We start from the raw sequence: 19,299 nt of genomic DNA, 5'->3' as shown, positions 1-19,299 counted from the left end.
AGCCTTGCGTATCGAGCAGGGATCCGGCCGTCCCGGTCCGGGAGAAGGCGCAAGATGCCGCGCGCGTCGAACTCCACCACCATCGATCCGGCGCTCGACGCCGCCGCGCTGCTGCGGCGTATCGGCTTCTTCGGCCTGTTCGTGGTTCTCCCCGTCCTCGCGCAGGTCGCCCGCCGCGCCTCGGTGATCCTCGCGCCGATCGCCGTGATCCTGCTGATCATCGCCAGCGTCATCGACCGGCGTCAGCGTCCGGTCCGTCCGGCGACCTATCGCCTCCTGACCGCACCCGCCTTCCTGGCCGGCATGCTGGTCGTGCTGTGGTCGGCCCTGTCGCTCACCTGGACGCCCTTCCTCGGGCCGGCGCTGGAGCGGCTCGCCAATCTCGGCGCGACGATCGGCCTCGCTCTGCTGGGCTACCTCGCCCTCCCCGACAGGATGCGCTCGGCGAATCTCTACCTCCTGCCGCTCGGCGTCGTGGCGGGCGCGATCGTGGCGATCATGCTCGGGCTGTTCGGCGCCCACCTCGCGCCGTCCGGCGTCGAGGATGACGGCGCCCTGGATCGCGGCCTCGTCCTGCTCATCCTGCTGCTCTGGCCGGCCCTCGCGTGGCTGCGGTCCCGCCGCCGCGACCGGGAGGCGCTGGGCCTCGCGCTGCTCGTCGCCCTCGCCCTCACGGTCCAGCCGGACGGGACCCAGATCGCCGCTCTGTCGGTGGGCGCCGTCGCCTTCGCGGTGACGAGCTACCGGCTGCGGCTCGGCGTGATGCTCACCGCCATCCTCTCGGCCGCCCTGCTGGCGGCAGCGCCGCTGCTGCCGTTCCTGGCGCGGCCGGTGGGCGCCGCGCTGTTCGGGCCGGTCGCGCCCACGGTTCTGTCGCTGAAGAGCTGGCAGAAGGTCGTGGCCTCCGATCCGGTGCGGCTGATCACCGGGCACGGTTTCGAGACGGCCCTGCGCGGACGTCTAGTCGGCCTCCTGCCGGCCAACGCACCGACCACGGCGCTCTTCGAGTTCTGGTACGAGCTCGGCATCGTCGGCGCCCTGGCCGCCGCCTTCGCCCTCTACGCCTCGATCCGGCGGGCGGGCCGGGACGGCCCGGCGCTGGTTCCCGGCGCGATGGGCTGCTTCGCGGCCGCATTCACGGTGGCCTGCCTGAGCGTCGGACTGACCGCGGTGTGGTGGCTGACGACGCTCGCCATCGCGATCGTGGTCTTCGTCGCGGTGGAGCGCGGCCAGTTCCGGACCAGCCGACCGAAGGTCGCCAAGCTGCACCGCCTGCAGACGCGGGCGGATTGAGCGGTCAGGCGCGCAGGAAGCCGTGCAGGCGGATCCAGGCCAGGAACAGGCCGGGCCACGCCGCCACCGGTGTCCCGGGCGCGCCGAGGCCGAAGCCGTGGCCGCCGCGCTCGAACAGGTGCAGCTCGGCCGGGACCCGCGCCTTCCGCAGCGCCGAGAACATCAGCAGCGGATGGTCGGCCACGGCGACCGGGTCGTCGATCGCCTGGACCAGGAAGGTCGGCGGCGTCTCCGGCCCGACCTGCAGGTCGACCGAGTAGGTCTTCATCTCGTCGGGGGTGACCTCGTCGCCGACCAGGATGCGGCGGGTCGCGGTCCGGTCGAACGGTTTGCGCATGGTGATGACGGGGTAGATCAGACCGGCAAGCGCCGGCCGGGTCGGCTGGGCGTCGGCGGTGTCGACGCCCGCGTACAGGTCCCGGGCGCTGCCGACCGCGGTCTCGCCCATCAGGTGGCCGCCCGCCGAGAACCCGAGCACCCCGACCCGCGCGGGATCGATGCCGAACTCCGCGCCGCGGGACCGGACCAGCCGGAGCGCGCGCTGTGCATCCTGCCGCGGCGCGTCCGGTCCCGAGCCCCAGCCCTCCGCGGGCAGGCGGTAGACGAGGAGGAAGACCGTGATGCCGGCGGCGTTCAGGACGCGGCCGACCGGAACGCCCTCGTTGCCGATGGCGATGAACTCGTACCCGCCGCCCGCCGCGACGATCATCGCGGCGCCGTTGGGATTGGCCGGCCGCATGACCAGCAGACAGGGTCGCGAGACCCGCGTGATGTCGCCGAACGTCCCCTCGACGTAGCGGTAGCCGTCCGCGTTCGGCCCGTCGCCGCCGCCCGGCGAGGCGCCGGGCCACAGCTCGATCACCTGCAGGTCCGCTCCGGGCAGCGAGCGCGGCAGCGCCCGCACCGACTCGTGCGGGGCGGGCTGCGGTGCCGTCTCCGCGGCCACCTCCGCCCGGGCGCCGCGCAGCCCGAGGACGCTCCCGAGACCGGCGAGCAGGAAACGGCGGTCGAGGCGCAAGGATATCTCCCGGATGAGGCCGCGAGCGGGATCGCCGCTCGACGAACCCGGCTCCCGCGGGAGCGCGGGTGCAACGCCCCGGGAAGCGACGCGGGTTCCGTCGCGGCGCGCCTCAGCCCTTTCGCGCGATGACCGCGACGTAGAAGCCGTCGGTCCCGGTCCGCAGCGGGCTCATCTGGATACCGTGGGCCGTCGTCCGCACGGCTGCCCGGAGCGAGTCCGGCCCTGTTGCCAGAACCTCGTCCGCGGGGACGACGTCGAAGCGGCCGCGCCAGCCCGACAGGAGCCCGGAGACGGCCGCGTCGTTCTCCGCCGAGAGCAGCGAGCAGGTGATGTAGACGATCCGACCGCCGGGCCTGACGAGTCGCGCCGCCCGATCGAGGACCTGGGCCTGCTCGGCGGTCCGCAGCGCGAGACTCCCGGGCCGCAGCCGCCACTTGGCATCGGGATTCCGGCGCCACGTGCCGGACCCGGTGCAGGGCGCGTCGACCACGACCCGGTCGACCTTGCCGTCGAGATCCTCGAGGACGTCGGCCCGCGCCTTGCCGCTGCGCGGGGTCCGCACCTCGGCCAGCGCACCGGACCGGCGCAGGCGCTCGTGGATCGGCGCGAGCCGGCGCGGATCACCGTCCGTGGCGATCAGGCGCGCGCCGTTCCCGGTCTCCGCCGCGAGCGCCAGTGTCTTGCCGCCACCGCCGGCGCAGAGGTCGACGATGGTCTCGCCGGCGCGGGGCGCGGCGAGGAGCGCGGCGAGCTGCGATCCCTCGTCCTGGATCTCGTACCAGCCCTCCAGGAACTCCGCCTCGACGTGGAGCGCCGGACCGCGCCCGTCGGCGCCGATCGGGACCCGCAGGCCCGACGGCGCGTGCGGTGTCGGCGCCGCGTCGAAGGCCGCGAGCGCCGGCAGGATCGCGTCGCGGTCGCCGCGCAGGGCGTTCACCCGGATATCGAGGGGCGCCCGCCGCGCCAGTGCCTTCAGCTCCGGAACAAGGTCGTCGCCGAGCGTGGCCGCGAGGTCCGGCAGCACGAAGGCCGGGGCGTCGCCCGCCACCTCCGGCGGCGCGTCCTGCAGCGTCCCGCCGTCGAGGCGCGCGCGCTCCTCGTCGCTGAGGGGGGCCGGCGCGAAGCGCTCGCCCGTGAACAGGGCCGCGACCGAAGCGGCGGCGAGCCCCTGCTGGAGGCGCAGTGTCCCGACCAGGACGGCGCGCGGCGTGTCGGCGCCCATGATCCAGGCCGCCGAGGCCCGCCGCCGCAGTGCGTCGTAGACGAGGCTGGCGATGCCCGCGCGGTCGCCCGAACCGGCGAAGCGGTGCGCGAGACCCCAGTCCTTGAGGGCATCCGCCGCCGGCCGGCGGCGCTCGGCGATATCGGTCAGGACTTCGATGGCGGCGGAGCAGCGAGCGGCGGGGGTCAGGGGTCGGATCCTCCGGAATGCGTCAACGACGCGGTGAACGACGACGTGAAACGGCCACGCTTGGCCCACGATGCCGCCACGTTACGGCCGAGCTTCCTGCACCTTCGCGGCGCAGACCGTGCTGCGGGCGGCCCACCGTGCGGGCCGCCGCGTGTCGTATGGCATCCGCCCGCGCCGGACCAGACCGGTCCCTCGCCGGGCGCATCCCGGGAGTGCCCCAACTTATGACGTCCACCGTTCGCGTCGCCCTCGCGGCCCTGGTCACCGCCTCACTCGCTGCCTGCGCGAGCGCGCCCGCCGCCCAGCCGGAACTGACGCCGGTGCCGCGTCCGCGCGTCGATGCCAAGACGCAGCTGGAATACGGCAACCCGCCCCCGCCGCCGCCCGGCCGCTACTGAGACGTCCGCGCGGGGTGCGGCTCAGGCCGCCTCCCGCGCCCGGCGGGCCTCGTAGGCCTTCAGGCCGGTATAGACCGCGGCCAGGAGCGGGAACGGCGCCTCCGGCGCCAGCCGCTGGCCGCGGGCGATCAGGTCGCCGATCACGTGGTCCGCCTCGATCCGGCCCCGGCTCTCGATGTCGCGCAGCATCGAGGCCGTGAAGGTCGACCCGGCCGCCGTCAGCTGCGCCCGCGCCCGCTCCGCCACGACGGCGCGCGGCTCGTAGCCGCTCGCCGCGGCCACGCTCGTGCACTCCGCGTGCAGCGCGGCGATCAGCGCGGTGCCCTCGGGCGCCGCCACGATGTCGCCGACCGCGGCGCGCATCAGCGTGGTCGCCCCGGCGAGGGTGGCCAGGAACACCCACTTCTCCCACATCTCCTGCAGGATCACGTCGCTCAGGCGCGGCTGGAACTTGAGGCCGCGCATCAGCGCGTCGACCGCCTCGATCCGCGCCGAGCGCGACCCGTCGCGCTCGCCGTAGGTGATGCTGCACAATTCGCTCATGTGGCGGATCGCGCCGTCCGGCGCGAGCGTCGCGGCGATCGCGCACGAACCGCCGAGAACGCGGTCGGCACCGAACCGGGCGTCGAGCACGTCGAGATGTGACATGCCGTTGAGCACGGGCAGGATCGCGGTGTCAGGACCCACGGCCGGCGACAGGTCCGCGACGGCGCTGTCGAGGTCGTAGGCCTTGCACGACAGCAGGATCAGGTCGAACCGCCCCGCCCCGGCCAGCTTGTCGGCCGTGACGGTGGGCGGATCGGGCAGGTGCAGGTCGCCGAGCGGCGAGCGGACGTTCAGGCCGTCCGCCGCCAGCTTCGCCGCCCGCGCCGGCCGGACCAGGAAGGTCACGTCGGCGCCCGCCTCGGCGAGGCGCGCCCCGTAATAGCCGCCGGTCGCGCCGGCCCCGACGATCAGCGTGCGCATCGGTCCCTCAGGTCCGCGACGGGTAGTTCGGGCTCTCGCGGGTGATCGTCACGTCGTGGACGTGGCTCTCGCGCAGGCCGGCATTGGTGATGCGGATGAACTGCGCCCGCTCCTGGAACTCGGGGATCGTGGCACCGCCGACGTAGCCCATGGCGGCGCGCAGGCCGCCGGCGAGCTGGTGCAGGACGTTGCCCACCGGGCCCTTGTAGGGCACCTGCCCCTCGATACCCTCGGGCACGAGCTTGTGGGTGTCGTTCACCTCGGCCTGGAAGTAGCGGTCGGCCGAGCCGCGCGCCATCGCGCCCACCGAGCCCATGCCGCGGTACGACTTGTAGGAGCGGCCCTGGTAGAGGAACACCTCGCCGGGGGCCTCGTCGGTGCCGGCGAGCAGCGAGCCCAGCATCGCCACCGAGGCGCCGGCCGCGATCGCCTTGGCGAGGTCGCCGGAATACTTGATGCCGCCGTCGGCGATGACCGGGATGTCGGCCTCGCCGGCCGCCTCGACGGCCTCGATCAGCGCGGTGAGCTGCGGCACGCCCACGCCCGCCACGATGCGGGTCGTGCAGATCGAGCCCGGACCGATGCCGACCTTGATGGCGTCGGCGCCGGCATCGATCAGCGCCCTGGCGCCGTCCCGCGTCGCGACGTTGCCGGCGATGACCTGAACGGCGTTCGAGAGCTGCTTCACCCGTGCGACGGCGTCGAGCACCTTGATGGAGTGGCCGTGGGCGGTGTCGACCACGATCACGTCGCAGCCGGCATCGATCAGGCGCTCGGCCCGCTCGAAGCCGCTGTCGCCCGTGGTCGTCGCGGCGGCGACGCGCAGGCGGCCCTGCTCGTCCTTGACGGCGTGCGGGTAGGCGACGCGCTTCTCGATGTCCTTGACGGTGATCAGGCCGATGCAGCGGTAATGGTCGTCGACGACCAGCAGCTTCTCGATCCGGAACTGGTGGAGGAGGCGCTTGGCCTCGTCCTGGGTCACGCCCTCGCGGACCGTGATCAGGCGGTCACGGGTCATCAGCTCGGCGACCGGCTGGTTGGAGTTCGTCGCGAAGCGGACGTCGCGGTTGGTCAGGATGCCGACGAGCTTGCCCCGCGAGCCGTTGGGGCCGCGCTCGACGACCGGGATCCCCGAGATCCGGTTGAGCTTCATCACCTCGAAGGCGTCGGCGAGGGTCTCGTCGGGATGGATGGTGATCGGGTTCATCACCATGCCGGACTCGTACTTCTTCACGAGGCGGACCTGCTCGGCCTGCTCCGGCGGCTCCAGGTTGCGGTGGATGACGCCCATGCCGCCGTTGGCCGCCATGGCGATGGCCATCGGCGCCTCGGTAACCGTGTCCATCGCCGAGGCGAGGATCGGCAGGTTCAGGGGAATCGTGCGGGTCAGCCGCGAGGCCACACTGACCTCGGTCGGCATCACCGAGGAGGCGGCGGGCCGCAGGAGCACGTCGTCGAAGGTCAGGCCCTCGATGATCGATGCGGTTTCTACTCGGGCCATGTGCCAACTTTCCTCGTACGGCGGCGCGCTGGGGGGCGCGCTACGGGATCGGGTTGGCAAGGGCCAGTATCACGGGCTCCGCGAAGGCGCCAATGCGCGGTTGATGCGTCGCAGCGCGAAAACGCGCATGGCTCGGGGCTTATCCACCCCCGCCCGACGGGCGCGGCAGTGCCGTGAACGGACGTCCGCGGTCAGACGCGGAGACGCCGCGGGCGCCTCAGCGCATCGCCGGCGTGGTCGGGCCCTTGTCGGTGTATTCGGGCGGCAGGCCGATATAGTCGCCCAGCATGCCGTCGATGCCCGGAGCGCGGCCGAAGGCCTCGCAATCCGGGTCCGAAGGCGCCTCGCCGAGGGTGGTGATGCGGATCCGGTCCCAGGTCGGGATCGTGTTGGGGGCCGTGAACGGGTCGTCGCCGGTCGCCAGCATGTAGCCGAAATCCTGGCCGAACTCGCCGGCGAGGTCGTAGGCGTCGCTGGCGCGGGAGAAGCGCGGCTGGCTGGTGAAGGAGTTGGCCGCTCCGCCCCAGACGATGGCGGCCCGCTGCTCCCGGCGCCGGTCCAGCGCCTCGGCCTCGACCGTCAGGCTCCCGAGCCCGATCGGCACGCGCGGGATCGGCACGCGCCCGACGCCCTCCGCGAAGCTCAGGCCGAGCTGCGACGCGACGGTCACGCCCGCCGAGCCCGCGATGGTCGCGCCGGCCCCGAGGAGATCGGTCGGATCGACGCGGGTCACCTGCGCCCGCACGGTCAGGTCGGCGTCGCGGCTCGTGACGATGTCGTACTTCAGCGACAGGTCGTAGCACAGCGCCCGGTCGGCGGCGTTGGCGATGAGCCGCCGCTCGGCCGCGGTCAGCGGGGCGGCGCCGGACACGTCGGCGTGGAACGCCGTCGGAATGATACGCACGGTGCGGGCCTTCGCCAGGGCCGGCCGGTCGACGTAGATCCGCGAGGCCGAGGCGACCTGATCGCTGGACTTCAGCCGGTCGTAGCGCGTCAGCGAGCCGCGATCGTTGAGCAGGACGGTGCCGCAGGCGGCGACCATCGAGAGAAGGGCGACGCCGGCGGCGATCCGCGCCACGGAGCGGACCTTGCTGGGGCTGGGCTGCATCGAAATCCTCGCGCGCCGGCCCCGGGCCGGCTGGAGCGGCCTCACGGACGCGTGATGGAAACTTAGCCATTGCAGCACCCGCGAAAAAGGTGGCTCCGCACCGCGGCTCAACCTCTGTTGCACGATGGATACATTCGCGAAACACGAGGGTGCGAGGTGGCCGCGCTGCCGTGCAACCGCGGCGGCGCGACATGCGTCTGCTGTGTGATGCCTGCGACCACTCAAAGACCGCTCTGGATCGTCCCCCTGACGGTCGCCACCGCGCTGTTCATGGAGAACACCGATTCCACGGTGATCGCCACGGCGCTCCCCAGCATCGCGGCGAGCCTCCACGAGGACCCGATCGCCCTCAAGCTCGCGCTGACCTCCTATCTGGTCAGCCTGGCGATCTTCATCCCGGTGAGCGGATGGATGGCGGATCGGTACGGGTCGCGGACCGTGTTCCGGGCGGCCCTCGTGGTCTTCATGGCGGGCTCGCTCGCCTGCGCGGCCGCGAACGGGCTCGCGTGGTTCGTCGCCGCGCGGTTCCTCCAGGGCATGGGCGGCGCCATGATGGTGCCGGTCGGGCGGCTCGTGGTGCTGCGCAGCGTGCCGAAATCGCAGCTCGTCACGGCGCTCGCCTACCTGACCTTCCCGGCCCTCGTCGGTCCGGTGATGGGTCCGCCGGTCGGCGGCCTGATCACCACGTGGTTCGACTGGCGCTGGATCTTCTTCATCAACCTGCCGATCGGCTGCGCGGGGATCGTCCTGGCGAGCCTGTACTTCGAGGATGTGCGCGAGCCGGAGCGCCCGCCCCTCGATCTCCTCGGCTTCGTGCTGCTCGGGACCGGCCTCGCCGCCCTGATGCTCGGCCTCGCCTCCCTCGGCCGACACCTGCTGCCGGCAGCCGTCTCGTGGGGCTGCCTCGCCGCGGGCGCGGTGCTCCTGCCCCTCTACTGGGCGCATGCCCGGCGGGTGCCCTACCCGATCGTCCGGCTCGACCTGATGCGGCGGCCGACCTTCCGGGTCGCGGTGCTCGGCGGCAGCCTGTTCCGGATCGGCACCGGGGCGATCCCGTTCTTGCTGCCGCTGATGCTCCAGGTCGGCTTCGGGCTCGACGCGCTGCAGTCCGGCCTGATCACCTTCGCGGCGGCGGCCGGCGCGATGGTCGTGAAGACCCTGGGTCCGCGGATCCTGCGCCGCACCGGCTTCCGGGCCCTGATGGTCTGGAACGCGGTCCTTGCCTCCGCCTTCCTGGCGGTCAACGGGTTCTACACCGCGCAGACACCGCACTGGATCATGGTGATCCTGCTGTTCGTCGGCGGCTGCTCGCGCTCGATCCAGTTCACCTGCGTCAACGCCATCGCGTACGCCGATCTCGAGTCGAAGGAGATGAGCGCGGCCACGAGCTTCGCCAGCGTCTGCCAGCAGCTGTCGCTGAGCCTCGGCGTCACGCTGGGTGCGCTGGCGCTGGAGGGGACCGCCGGGTTCCACGGTCGGACGGAGATCCAGGCCGCCGATTTCGGGCCGGCCTTCTTCGCCGTCGCGGTGATCTCGGCGGCCTCGGCGCTGGCCTTCCGGAATCTGTCGCCGGATGCCGGCGCTGAGATTTCCGGGCGGAAGATGGTCGCGGCAGCGCCGTCCTCGACTGCGGAGATGCGGCCGCGGCACGGCTGATCAGGCCGCGGCCCGGGCGGGTGCACGGCCGGCGGCGCGCTTGCCGGCGCTCCGCGGCGCGTTGCCCTTCCCGGAGGCCTTCGCGGCGGCGGGCTTCGCGCTCGGCGCCGGTGCGCGCGCGCCGGTGCGCCAGCCCTGCCAGCTGAGGGCGCCCGGACCGCTCAGGGCGTACATGAGGAATCCGCCCGCGAGGCCGAGATCGGCCAGCATCAGCGTGCGCTCGGCGACCGCGGCGGGCCCCACATAGTACCAGAACGGGTGGAGCACGAAGGCCATCCCGCCGGCGAAGAGCGCGAGTGCCAGCCCGGTGAGCCCCGGCAGCACGCCCAGGATCAGGGCGAGCGGTCCGAAGACCTGCACGACGACGGCGGCGGTGGCGACGCCGTTGGGAAACGGCATCCCGGCCCCCGCGAGCGTCAGCGCGAACCCCGACACGTTGAGCGCCCGGGCGATCCCGGTGGGCAGGAGCGCGGCGGCGAGCAGCAGGCGCGCGACGAGGAGGGTTCCGTCCTGGGCGCGGGCGAGCATCGGCGTGTCCGGTCGGGTGGATCAGGACAGCAGTGTTGCAACTTTCCGCTGAAGACCCCGTTAAGGACGCCGCCTCAACCGCCGACGCCGCCGCGGAAGAGCCGGCCGCGCTCGGTCCAGGCGACGACGAGGAGCGACAGGGCGCCGAGACTCGCGTAGCCGATCGCCACGGGGAGCACCGTGCCGTCGAAGGACTGGCCGATCAGGAAGCCGCAGAACGCGCCCAGGATCGTCGTGTAGAAGCCCAGGAACGACGAGGCCGTGCCGGCGATGGCGCCGAGGGGCTCCAGCGCGAGGGCGTTGAAGTTCGGCATCGCGAAGCTGATCAGGAACTGGTTCACCGCGAGGATCGACAGGAACAGGGCCAGCGGCGGGTGGCCGTGATAGGCTAGCCCGACGCCGACCTGCGCGAGGCCGACGAGCGTGAAGGCGATGACGCCGCTGTGCGACATCGCCCGCATCCCGAGCCGCCGGACCACGCGGGCGTTGATCAGCGTCGCCGCGCCCATGGCGCCCGCCACAAGTCCGAAGGCCAGCGGGAAGAGCGGTCCGAGGTGGTACAGGCCGGTATCGAAGACCTGCTGGGCCGAGCCGACGTAGCCCATGATGCAACCGGTCATCAGCCCGAGCGCGGTGGCGTAGCCGACGGCGACGCGGGTCTTCAGCGTCAAGCGGATCGCCTGCCAGGTCGCCGCCGGCGAGAGCGGTCGGCGATATTCCGGATGCAGGGTCTCGGGCATCCGCAGGGAGAACCAGAGCGTCAGCCAGAAGGCGAGGACCAGCATCGAGACGAAGACGTAGACCCAGGAGCCCAGCGCCAGCATCATGCCGCCGATCGCCGGCGCGATCATCGGGACGATCAGGAACACCATCATGGTGAGCGACATCACGCTCGCCATCTCGCGGCCAGCGAACCGGTCGCGCACGATCGCCACCGACAGCACCCGCCCGCCGGCGGCGCCGATGCCCTGGATGATCCGCGCGGCGAGCAGCCAGCCGAAGCTCGGCGCCACCATGGCGAGGCCGCAGCCGACCACGTAGATGGCGAGGCTCGCCAGCAGCACCGGGCGGCGGCCGATCGCGTCGGAGATCGGCCCGTAGACGATCTGCGCGAAGCCGAAGCCGATCATGTAGACGTAGACGAGGAGCTGCAGCCGGTTGGGATCGGCCACGGCGAACCGCGCCTCGATGGCCGGAAACGCCGGCAGCAGGTTGTCGATGGAGATCGCCGTCACCGCCATCATCAGGGCGATGATGGCGACGAACTCGGCGAAGCCCGGCCCCGACCAGGGTCGCGGGGCGCGGACGTCCTGGACCGGCGGGACGGGCCGAATCGCGATGGTCACGGCGGGTTCTCGGGATGCTCTGGGACGGGCCGATCAGGGCCCGTCCTTCGCGGCGCAGTTGTGACAACCCCGACCGTGACGCGCAGTTCAGGCCGGCAGCGGGCGCAGGGCCGGCTCCCCGGGCTTGCGGCCCACGAAGGCCGCCATCAGGGCTGCGACCAGGCAGAGCAGGCCGGCCGACACGAAGGCGCCGAGATAGGTGCCGCTCTCGGTCCGGACCATGCCGGCGAGCCACGCCGCGGACGCCGCGCCGATCTGGTGCGCGGCCGCGATCCACCCGAACATCAGCGCGGCGTTCTCCTCCCCGAAGGATTTGCCCGCGAGCTGGACCGTGGGTGGCACCGTGGCGATCCAGTCGAGGCCGTAGAACACCGCGAACAGCGACAGGCCGTAGAAGCTGTAGTCGAACGAGTAGGGCAGGAAGATCAGCGAGAGGCCGCGCAGGCCGTAGTACCAGGCGAGAAGCTTGCGCGAGTCGAACCGGTCGGTCAGCCAGCCCGACGCCGTGGTGCCGATCAGGTCGCAGATCCCCATCAGCGCCAGCAGGCCGGCGGCCGTGACCTCGGCGATGCCGTGATCGATGCAGGCGGGGATCAGGTGGGTGCCGATCAGCCCGTTGGTCGAGGCGCCGCAGATGAAGAACGTCCCGGCGAGCAGCCAGAAGTCCCGGGAGCGCAGGCCGATGCGCAGCCCACGGAGCGCCCGCACGGCCGGGTTCTCGGTCAGAACCGGCGTCGGCGTCACCGCGTCCTCGCCGTAGCGCGGCAGGCCGACATCCGCCGGCCGGTCGCGCAGGAACAGCGCGGCCAGCGGGATCAGCGCCAGGGTCGCGGCGGCGACCACGAGGGAGACGGAGCGCCAGCCCTGCCCGACCGCGAGCGAGGCCAGCATCGGCAGGAAGACGAGCTGACCCGTGGCGCTGCTCGCCGTCAGCAGGCCGAGCACAAGCCCCCGGCGCTTGGCGAACCAGCGTCCCGCCACGGTGGCGCCCAGCACGTTGGCCACCATCCCGGATCCGGATCCGACGACGAGGCCCCAGAGCAGGACCATCTGCCAGGGCGCGGTCATCAGGCTCGTGGCGGCGGTGCCGATCGCCAGGATCAGCAGCGCGCCGCAGACCGAGCGCCGCAGGCCGAACCGCTCGATGATCGCCACCGCGAACGGACCGATCATCCCGTACAGGAAGATGTTAAGCGCGATGCCGACGCTGATCGTGGCCGCGGTCCAGCCGAATTCCCGCTCCCAGGGGACGATCAGCACGCTCGGGGTCGCCCGGACCCCGGCCCCGACGAGCAGGACCAGGAAGGTCACCGCGACGACGATCCAGGCGTAGTGCAGGCGCGAGCCGGGGCGCGTCTCTGTCAGGGCGGTCATGGACGGGCTCCGGAAGCGGGGCGGATCGGTCAGGCGGCGGAGATCAGGGCCTCCGCGACCGCGGAGACGGTCGCGGGATCGACCCGGGCGTTGATGCGGCTCTGCGCCTCGCGCCAGTAGGGCGTCGCAGCCGCGAGGGCCTCGCGGCCCGAGGCGGTCAGGGACACGCGGCGCTCGCGCGGATCCACCGCGCCGGGTGTGACCGAGACGAGTCCGCGGCGCTTGAGCGGGTCGAGGTTGCGGCCCATCGTGGTCCGCTCCAGCGCCGCCTCAGCGGCCAGGCGCGAGACCGGGACCGGCCCGAGCCGGTCGAGATGGCGCAGGATCGCGAACTGCGTCACCCGGAGCCCGGTCGGCTTCAGGGCGGCGTCGTAGCTCGCCGTCAGCGCGCGCGTAGCGCGACGCAGGGCGGAGCAGGTGCACGGCTCGGGCGACGGGGCGCTCATGGCATAGGTGTATATGCACGTATCGCGGTCCCCGCAAGCCGAAGCTGACGGTTCGCGGCGATCGACACCCGTTGGCCCGGAAACGGGCGGGCGCCGTCATCGACACGGCCGGTCACGCTGCTATCGCTTGGGCGAGTGACCCGGTTCGGGAGAAGCGCGATGACACTCGAGACCGCGACGGCGTTGTCCTCCTCGGAGCAGAAGACGGCCCGCACCGGGCTGATAGAGGCGGCCGCCGACCTCGTCACCGAGCAGGGCGGACCGGGCGGCTTCGTCCGCGACCTGTTCGGCCGCGTGACACCGGAGGATCTCGCCCCCTACGACGCCTTGGTCCTGGCGGATCTCGCCGCCCGCGCCCGCGCCTTCCTGTCCGAGCCCCGCAGGCCCGGCGACCCGGCGCGGATGCGGCTGAGCGACAGCGAGCTGGTCCGCGACGGCCGTGCGCGCGAGACGACGGTCCTCGAGGTCATCAACGACAACCGGCCTTTCCTGCTGGACTCGACCCTGGCCGAGCTGACCGAGCAGGGCCTGTCGCCGCAGCTCGTCGCGCACCCGATCCTCGGGGTGGAGCGGGACGGCGCCGGCGGGCTCATCCGGGTGGTCGGGGAGACCACCGCGGACGCGCAGGGGAGTCTCGCGCGCGAGAGCTTCATCCACATCCATCTCGACCCCTTGGCGGCCGAGACCGGCGAGCGCCTCCTGAACGCCCTCGCGACCGTCTACCGGGACGTCGCCCTGGCGGGTGACGACCACGACGCCATGCTGGCGCGCCTCACCGACCTCGCTGCCGATCTCGGGCGCGGTCCGACGCCGATGCCGGAATCGGAGACCGAGGAGGCGCGCGCCTTCCTCGAATGGCTGACGGACGGCCAGTTCCTCATCCTCGGCATGCAGGAGCACGGCATCGCCGGCGACGCCCACCCGCTGGTCGAGGGGTCGAGCCTCGGCGTGCTCCGGGATCCCGGCGCGACGCCCCTGCGCCGGGGCCGGACGCCGGTGGACTACACGCCGGAGATCCTCGCCTTCCTGGAAGAGCCGCAGCCGCTGATCATCACCAAGGCCAGCGTGAAGTCCCGGGTCCACCGTTCGGCCTACCTGGACTATGTCGGCGTCAAGCTGTTCTCCGGCCTCGGCAAGCTGTCGGGCGAGGTGCGGATCGTCGGCCTGTTCACAGCCTCCGCCTACACGAGCCCGGCCCGCGAGGTGCCGGTCCTGCGCCGGAAGGTGGAGGCCGTCGTCCAGCGCGCCGGCCTGGATCCGACGAGCCATGCCGGCCGGAGCCTCCTCGCCGTGCTGGAGAGCTACCCGCGCGACGAGCTCTTCCAGATCGACAGCGAGCGGCTCTACCGATTCACCCTGGCGATCGCCGCCCTGGCCGACCGTCCGCGGGTCCGCGTGCTGTCCCGGCCCGACCGGTTCGGCCGCTTCGTCTCGCTGCTCGTCTACGTCCCGAAGGACCGCTACGACTCGGCGGTCCGCGGCCGGATCGGCAGCTACCTGGCCGAGACCTACGGCGGGCGGCTCAGCGCGGCCTACCCCGACTACCCGGAAGGCTCGCTCGCCCGCATCCACTACATCATCGGCCTGCCCGATCAGGGCAGCCCAGAGCACGATCCCGCCTCCCTGGAGGCCGGGATCGTCGCGCTGGTCCGGACGTGGGGCGACGCGCTGCGGGCGGCGTTGGCCGAATCCCAGGGCGGCGACCGCGCGCGCCAGTTGGCCGCCCGCTACGGCGACGCGTTTTCGGCAGCCTATCGGGACAATTTCCAGCCTGAGGTCGCCGTCGCGGACGTGACGATCCTCGACAGCCTCGGCGAGACGCAGCCGCGGGCCGTCCATCTCGATCGGCGGCCCAGCGACCCCGCCGCGCAGGTCCGCCTGAAGGCGTTTTCGCGCGGCACGGCGATCGCGCTCTCCGACCGGGTCCCGGCGCTCGAGAATCTCGGCTTCCGCGTCATCAACGAGCGCACGTACCAGATCGCGCCGGCCGGGACTGACGAGGCCGCGCGGGTCTGGCTGCACGACATGCTGATCGAGCGCGCCACCGGCGCCCCGATCGACCTCGCGGCACTGGAGCGGCCGCTGGAGGCCGCGATGCTCGCCATCGCGGACGGCATCGCCGAGTCCGACGGCTACAACCGGCTCGTCCTGGAGGCCGCCCTGCCCTGGCGGGAGGCGGCCCTGCTCCGGGCTCTCGGCCGCTACCTGCGCCAGCTGCGCATCCGCTACGGGCAGGACTACCTCGCGGGCACGCTGAGCCGCCACGCCGGGATCGCGCGCGCCGTCGTGGCCCTGTTCCACGCCCGGTTCGACCCGGCCCTCGCCGGCGACCGGACCGCCCAGGAGGCCGAGGTGCGCGCCGGCATCGAGACGGCGCTCGCAGAGGTCACGAGCCTCGACGACGACCGGATCCTGCGCCGGTTCGTCAACCTCGTCGAGGCGGCGGTGCGGACGAACTTCTACCAGACCGGCGCCGACGGGCAGCCGCGGGAGACGATCAGCTTCAAGTTCGCCTGCGCGAAGGTGACGGCGATGCCGCTGCCGCGGCCGTTCTTCGAGATCTTCGTCTACTCGCCCCGCGTCGAGGGCGTGCACCTCCGCTTCGGCTACGTGGCCCGCGGTGGCCTGCGCTGGTCCGACCGGCCGGAGGATTTCCGCACCGAGATCCTCGGCCTCGTGAAGGCCCAGCAGGTGAAGAACGCCGTGATCGTGCCGGTGGGCGCCAAGGGTGGCTTCTTCCCGAAGCGGCTGCCGCCGGCCTCCGACCGCGCCGCCTGGATGCAGGAGGGGACCGAGAGCTACCGGATCTTCATCCGCACGCTGCTCGAACTGACCGACAACATCGTCGACAACGCGATCGTGCCGCCGCCCGACACGGTGCGGCACGATCCCGACGACGCCTATCTGGTGGTCGCCGCCGACAAGGGCACCGCCACTTTCTCGGACATCGCCAACGCCCTCTCGCTGGAGAAGGGCCACTGGCTCGGCGACGCCTTCGCGTCCGGCGGCAGCCAGGGCTACGACCACAAGGGCATGGGCATCACCGCCCGCGGCGCCTGGGAGGCGGTGCGCCGGCATTTCCGCGAGATCGACGTGGACGTGCAGACCGACCCGATCACCGCGGTCGGCGTCGGCGACATGTCGGGCGACGTGTTCGGCAACGGCATGCTGCTCTCCGAGAGCATCCGCCTGATCGCGGCCTTCGACCACCGCGACATCTTCCTGGACCCGAACCCGGACGCCGCCCGCAGCTTCTCCGAGCGGCGGCGGCTGTTCGATCTGGGCCGGTCCTCCTGGGCGGATTACGACAGGAGCCTGATCTCGGAGGGCGGCGGCGTGTTCCCGCGCAGCCTGAAGACCGTGCCGCTCTCGGAGGCGATCCGGTCCGCGCTGGGCTTCGACCGGTCCGAGGCGACGCCCACGGAGCTGATGCAGGCGATCCTGAAGGCGCCCGCCGACCTGCTCTGGTTCGGCGGCATCGGCACCTATGTCCGGGCCACCACCGAGACCGACGAGGATGCCGGCGACCGCGCCAACGACGCCCTGCGCATCACAGGGCCGGAGCTGCGCGCGAAGGTCGTCGGCGAGGGCGCCAATCTCGGCCTGACGCAGCGCGGGCGCATCGAGGCGGCGCGCGCGGGCGTCCGCCTCAACACCGACGCCATCGACAACTCGGCCGGCGTGAACACGTCGGACGTCGAGGTGAACATCAAGATCGCGCTGATGACGCCGGAGCGGGACGGCAGGCTCAGCTACGGGGCGCGCAACACCCTGCTCGCCGATATGACCGACGAGGTCGGGCGCCTCGTGCTGCGCAACAATGAGTTGCAGACGCTCGCCCTGTCTCTCGCCCAGCGCGGCGGCCTGGGCGAGACCGGCTTCGCCATGCGGACGATGCAGGCGCTGGAGGCCGAGAGCCGGCTCGATCGGGCGGTCGAGTACCTGCCGGATGACGGCACGCTCGCCGAGCGGATGCGGCGGAACGAGGGGCTGACCCGCCCGGAATACGCCGTGCTGCTCGCCTACGCGAAGCTGTCGCTGCACGACGCGATCCTCGAGAGCGCCGTGCCGAACGACCCGTACTTCGACCGGGAGCTGCAGCGCTACTTCCCGAAGGCCCTGCGCGAACGCTTCCCCGACGCCGTCAAGGGACACCGCCTGCGCCGCGAGATCATCGCCACGGCGCTCGCCAACATCATCGTCAATCGCGGCGGCCCGTCGCTGGTCACCCGCCTCGTCGACGGCACCGGGGCCGACGCCGCGACCATCGCGAAGGCCTACGCGGTGACCCGCGACGCCTTCGGCCTGATGGAGCTGAACCTCGCCATCGACGGCCTCGCGGGCCGGGTCTCCGGCCAGGGACAGCTCGACCTCTACGCGGAGGTCCAGGATCTGCTGTCGAACCGGATCGTTTGGTTCATCCGCAACCTCGACCTGAGCGGCGGCCTCGCGCCGGTGGTCGCGCGCTATCGGGACGGCATCGCCGCCGTGGAGGCGGCCCTGCCCAAGGTGCTCGGCGACGAGGCGCTGGCGACCATCGGCGCCCGCGAGGCGGAGCTGACCGGGCACGGCATGGCCCCGGCCCAGGCGCGGCGCCTCGCCTCGCTCAGCGCACTGGTCTCCGCCCCCGACATCGTCCGGGTCGCGGAGGCCAGCGGCCGGCCGGTCGAGGACGTCGCGGCGACGCATTTCGCCCTGGAACACGCCTTCCGCCTGGATGACCTCGCCGCCGCGGCGCGGACCGTGCCGGTGGCCGACACGTTCGACCGCGTCGCCCTGGAGCGCGCGGGCGCCGGCATCGCCGCCGCCCACCGGAAGCTGACGGCCGAGGTGGTGGCGGATCTCGGCGCCGGGCCGGAAGCGGTGGAGGCCTGGATCCGGGCGCGCGGCGCCTCGCTGGCCCGGATCCGCGAGGCCGTGGACGCGATCAGCGCCTCCGGCCTGACGGTCTCCAAGGCGACGGTGGCGGCGAGCCTGCTCGGCGACCTCGTCCGGGCCGACTGAGCGATCAGGCCCCGGGCGCGGACGCCCCGGCGACGCCGTGGCGCCCGCGACTGACCGCGGTGAGCACCAGCCCGAGGCCGGCGAGCGACACCGCAGCGGCGATCAGCGGCAGCTGGCCGTAGCCGGCCCCGAGGGTCAGCGCCGTGCCGCCGATCCAGGCACCGGTGGCGTTGCCGAGGTTGAACGCGCCCTGGTTCAGCGTCGAGGCGAGATTCGGCGCGTCGCTGGCTGCCTCCACGACCCAGATCTGCAGGGGCGAGACCAGGGCGAAGACTAGGCCCGACCAGACGACCACCACGGCGACCGTGAGTGCCGGATGGTGCGCGACCGCGGCCAGCACCAGCAGGGCCGCCACGATGCCCAGGAAGCTGCCGACGATGGTCGCCATCGGGCCGCGGTCGGCCAGATGGCCGCCCAGGAGATTGCCGACGGTCAATCCCGTTCCGGCGGCGAACAGCACGCCGGTCACGCCCTGCGGCGTGAAACCGGTCACCCCGGTCAGGAACGGCGTGATGTAGGTGAAGACCGTGAAGAAGCTCACCGAGGACAGGGTCGAGATCAGCATCGGCCGCAGCACCGGCCAGCGCCCGAGCGCCCGGAACTCGCTGACGAGCCGGCCGCGCGTCCCGGGAAGTCCGTCCGGCACGCAGAGCTGGATCGCGAGCCCCGCCGCGAGCCCGATCACGACCACCGCCCAGAAGGTCGAGCGCCAGCCCGCCTCCTGCCCGAGGGCGGTGCCGAGCGGCACGCCGAGCACGTTGGCGAGGGTGAGGCCCGCGAACATCAGCGAGACCGCCTGCGTCCGCTTCTCCCGCGGCACGAGATCCCACGCCACCACGGCGCCGATGCCGAAGAACGCGCCGTGGGCGAAGGCCGTCAGGATCCGCGCGGCCATCAGCAGGCCGTAGCTGGGTGCCAGCGCGCACCCGAGATTGCCCGCGAGGAACACGGCCATCAGCGCGAGGAGCGCGGTCTTGCGCGGCAGGCCCGCGGTGGCGATCGCCACGATCGGCGCGCCGACGACCACGCCCATGGCGTAGCCCGAGACCAGGTAGCCGGCCTGCGGAATGGTGACGCCGAAGCTCTGCGCCACCTCCGGGAGCAGACCCATGATGACGAATTCGGTGGTGCCGATCCCGAACGAGGCGACGGCGAGGGCGAGGATCGGCAGGGGCGGCACGGGGACGTCCTACGGCGCGGGCGGGTCGATGGTGCAGAGCAGCATCGCAGCGCGGTCGCCGTTGGAT

The 19,299-nt window shown here is 72.5% G+C and carries 14 protein-coding genes; 4 read left to right on the top strand and 10 right to left on the bottom strand.

Features of this window, described 5'->3' with window-relative positions:
- Window positions 1-54 precede the first annotated feature (54 nt).
- Entirely contained in the window at window positions 55-1,293 is a 1,239-nt protein-coding gene (locus LOK46_RS00440) for a peptide ABC transporter permease (protein WP_273561972.1), read from the top strand.
- Window positions 1,294-1,297: 4 nt separating this feature from the next.
- Here the strand turns inward: LOK46_RS00440 and LOK46_RS00435 are convergent, their stop codons facing one another.
- Both LOK46_RS00435 and LOK46_RS00430 read right to left on the bottom strand, forming a co-directional pair.
- Window positions 1,298-2,311 carry an alpha/beta hydrolase gene (locus LOK46_RS00435; protein WP_273561971.1) on the bottom strand — a complete coding sequence of 338 codons (1,014 nt, stop codon included), beginning with the start codon at window positions 2,309-2,311 and terminating at the stop codon, window positions 1,298-1,300.
- Window positions 2,312-2,423: 112 nt separating this feature from the next.
- The gene (locus LOK46_RS00430) at window positions 2,424-3,794 is read right to left on the bottom strand and encodes an RsmB/NOP family class I SAM-dependent RNA methyltransferase (RefSeq protein ID WP_273561970.1); all 1,371 of its coding nucleotides are present in this window, start codon (window positions 3,792-3,794) and stop codon (window positions 2,424-2,426) included.
- Window positions 3,795-3,949: 155 nt separating this feature from the next.
- Between LOK46_RS00430 and LOK46_RS00425 the strand changes: the two genes are divergently transcribed.
- On the top strand, window positions 3,950-4,123 hold the full coding sequence (locus tag LOK46_RS00425; RefSeq protein ID WP_165923052.1) for a hypothetical protein: 174 nt from the start codon (window positions 3,950-3,952) through the stop codon (window positions 4,121-4,123).
- A gap of 21 nt (window positions 4,124-4,144) precedes the next feature.
- Here LOK46_RS00425 and panE read toward each other — a convergent pair whose 3' ends face one another.
- The 3 genes from panE to LOK46_RS00410 form a co-directional block, all read right to left on the bottom strand.
- The gene (gene panE, locus LOK46_RS00420) at window positions 4,145-5,089 is read right to left on the bottom strand and encodes a 2-dehydropantoate 2-reductase (protein WP_273561969.1); all 945 of its coding nucleotides are present in this window, start codon (window positions 5,087-5,089) and stop codon (window positions 4,145-4,147) included.
- A 7-nt stretch (window positions 5,090-5,096) separates the two neighbouring features.
- Window positions 5,097-6,590: an IMP dehydrogenase gene (gene guaB, locus LOK46_RS00415; protein WP_273561968.1), complete on the bottom strand. Its 1,494-nt coding sequence runs from the start codon at window positions 6,588-6,590 to the stop codon at window positions 5,097-5,099.
- A gap of 217 nt (window positions 6,591-6,807) precedes the next feature.
- Window positions 6,808-7,698, bottom strand: coding sequence for a DUF3313 domain-containing protein (locus LOK46_RS00410; RefSeq protein WP_273561967.1), 891 nt, complete (start codon window positions 7,696-7,698; stop codon window positions 6,808-6,810).
- 207 nt (window positions 7,699-7,905) lie between these two features.
- Here LOK46_RS00410 and LOK46_RS00405 point away from each other — a divergent pair, with 207 nt between their 5' ends.
- The gene (locus LOK46_RS00405; protein WP_273561966.1) at window positions 7,906-9,354 is read left to right on the top strand and encodes an MFS transporter; all 1,449 of its coding nucleotides are present in this window, start codon (window positions 7,906-7,908) and stop codon (window positions 9,352-9,354) included.
- Here LOK46_RS00405 and LOK46_RS00400 read toward each other — a convergent pair whose 3' ends face one another.
- From LOK46_RS00400 to LOK46_RS00385, 4 genes are all read right to left on the bottom strand, one after another.
- Window positions 9,355-9,882, bottom strand: coding sequence for a DoxX family protein (locus tag LOK46_RS00400; RefSeq protein ID WP_273561965.1), 528 nt, complete (start codon window positions 9,880-9,882; stop codon window positions 9,355-9,357). It lies immediately after the preceding gene.
- 74 nt (window positions 9,883-9,956) lie between these two features.
- Window positions 9,957-11,123, bottom strand: coding sequence for a multidrug effflux MFS transporter (locus tag LOK46_RS00395; protein ID WP_273564721.1), 1,167 nt, complete (start codon window positions 11,121-11,123; stop codon window positions 9,957-9,959).
- 192 nt (window positions 11,124-11,315) lie between these two features.
- Window positions 11,316-12,602, bottom strand: a complete 1,287-nt coding sequence (locus tag LOK46_RS00390; RefSeq protein WP_273561964.1) for an MFS transporter — start codon at window positions 12,600-12,602, stop codon at window positions 11,316-11,318.
- Window positions 12,603-12,631: 29 nt separating this feature from the next.
- A complete protein-coding gene (locus LOK46_RS00385) occupies window positions 12,632-13,048 on the bottom strand; it encodes a MarR family winged helix-turn-helix transcriptional regulator (protein WP_056521942.1) in 417 nt (138 codons plus the stop codon).
- Window positions 13,049-13,207: 159 nt separating this feature from the next.
- Between LOK46_RS00385 and LOK46_RS00380 the strand changes: the two genes are divergently transcribed.
- Entirely contained in the window at window positions 13,208-18,052 is a 4,845-nt protein-coding gene (locus LOK46_RS00380; RefSeq protein WP_273561963.1) for an NAD-glutamate dehydrogenase, read from the top strand.
- A gap of 4 nt (window positions 18,053-18,056) precedes the next feature.
- On the opposite strand, the gene LOK46_RS00375 is transcribed toward LOK46_RS00380, so the two are convergent.
- The gene (locus tag LOK46_RS00375) at window positions 18,057-19,232 is read right to left on the bottom strand and encodes an MFS transporter (RefSeq protein ID WP_273561962.1); all 1,176 of its coding nucleotides are present in this window, start codon (window positions 19,230-19,232) and stop codon (window positions 18,057-18,059) included.
- Window positions 19,233-19,299: the final 67 nt, after the last annotated feature.

This window comes from Methylobacterium sp. NMS14P, from assembly GCF_028583545.1.
Lineage (GTDB): Bacteria > Pseudomonadota > Alphaproteobacteria > Rhizobiales > Beijerinckiaceae > Methylobacterium.
The sequence above is the reverse complement of the archived record's forward strand: the minus strand, read 5'-3'. Positions and strand labels throughout refer to the sequence as shown.

Coding starts and splice junctions, on each gene's coding strand:
- LOK46_RS00440 (WP_273561972.1), top strand. CDS start 55: ATGCCGCGCGCGTCGAACTCCACCACCATCGATCCGGCGCTCGACGCC.
- LOK46_RS00425 (WP_165923052.1), top strand. CDS start 3,950: ATGACGTCCACCGTTCGCGTCGCCCTCGCGGCCCTGGTCACCGCCTCA.
- panE (WP_273561969.1), bottom strand. CDS start 5,089: ATGCGCACGCTGATCGTCGGGGCCGGCGCGACCGGCGGCTATTACGGG.
- guaB (WP_273561968.1), bottom strand. CDS start 6,590: ATGGCCCGAGTAGAAACCGCATCGATCATCGAGGGCCTGACCTTCGAC.
- LOK46_RS00410 (WP_273561967.1), bottom strand. CDS start 7,698: ATGCAGCCCAGCCCCAGCAAGGTCCGCTCCGTGGCGCGGATCGCCGCC.
- LOK46_RS00405 (WP_273561966.1), top strand. CDS start 7,906: ATGCCTGCGACCACTCAAAGACCGCTCTGGATCGTCCCCCTGACGGTC.
- LOK46_RS00400 (WP_273561965.1), bottom strand. CDS start 9,882: ATGCTCGCCCGCGCCCAGGACGGAACCCTCCTCGTCGCGCGCCTGCTG.
- LOK46_RS00395 (WP_273564721.1), bottom strand. CDS start 11,123: ATGGCGGTGACGGCGATCTCCATCGACAACCTGCTGCCGGCGTTTCCG.
- LOK46_RS00390 (WP_273561964.1), bottom strand. CDS start 12,602: ATGACCGCCCTGACAGAGACGCGCCCCGGCTCGCGCCTGCACTACGCC.
- LOK46_RS00385 (WP_056521942.1), bottom strand. CDS start 13,048: ATGAGCGCCCCGTCGCCCGAGCCGTGCACCTGCTCCGCCCTGCGTCGC.
- LOK46_RS00380 (WP_273561963.1), top strand. CDS start 13,208: ATGACACTCGAGACCGCGACGGCGTTGTCCTCCTCGGAGCAGAAGACG.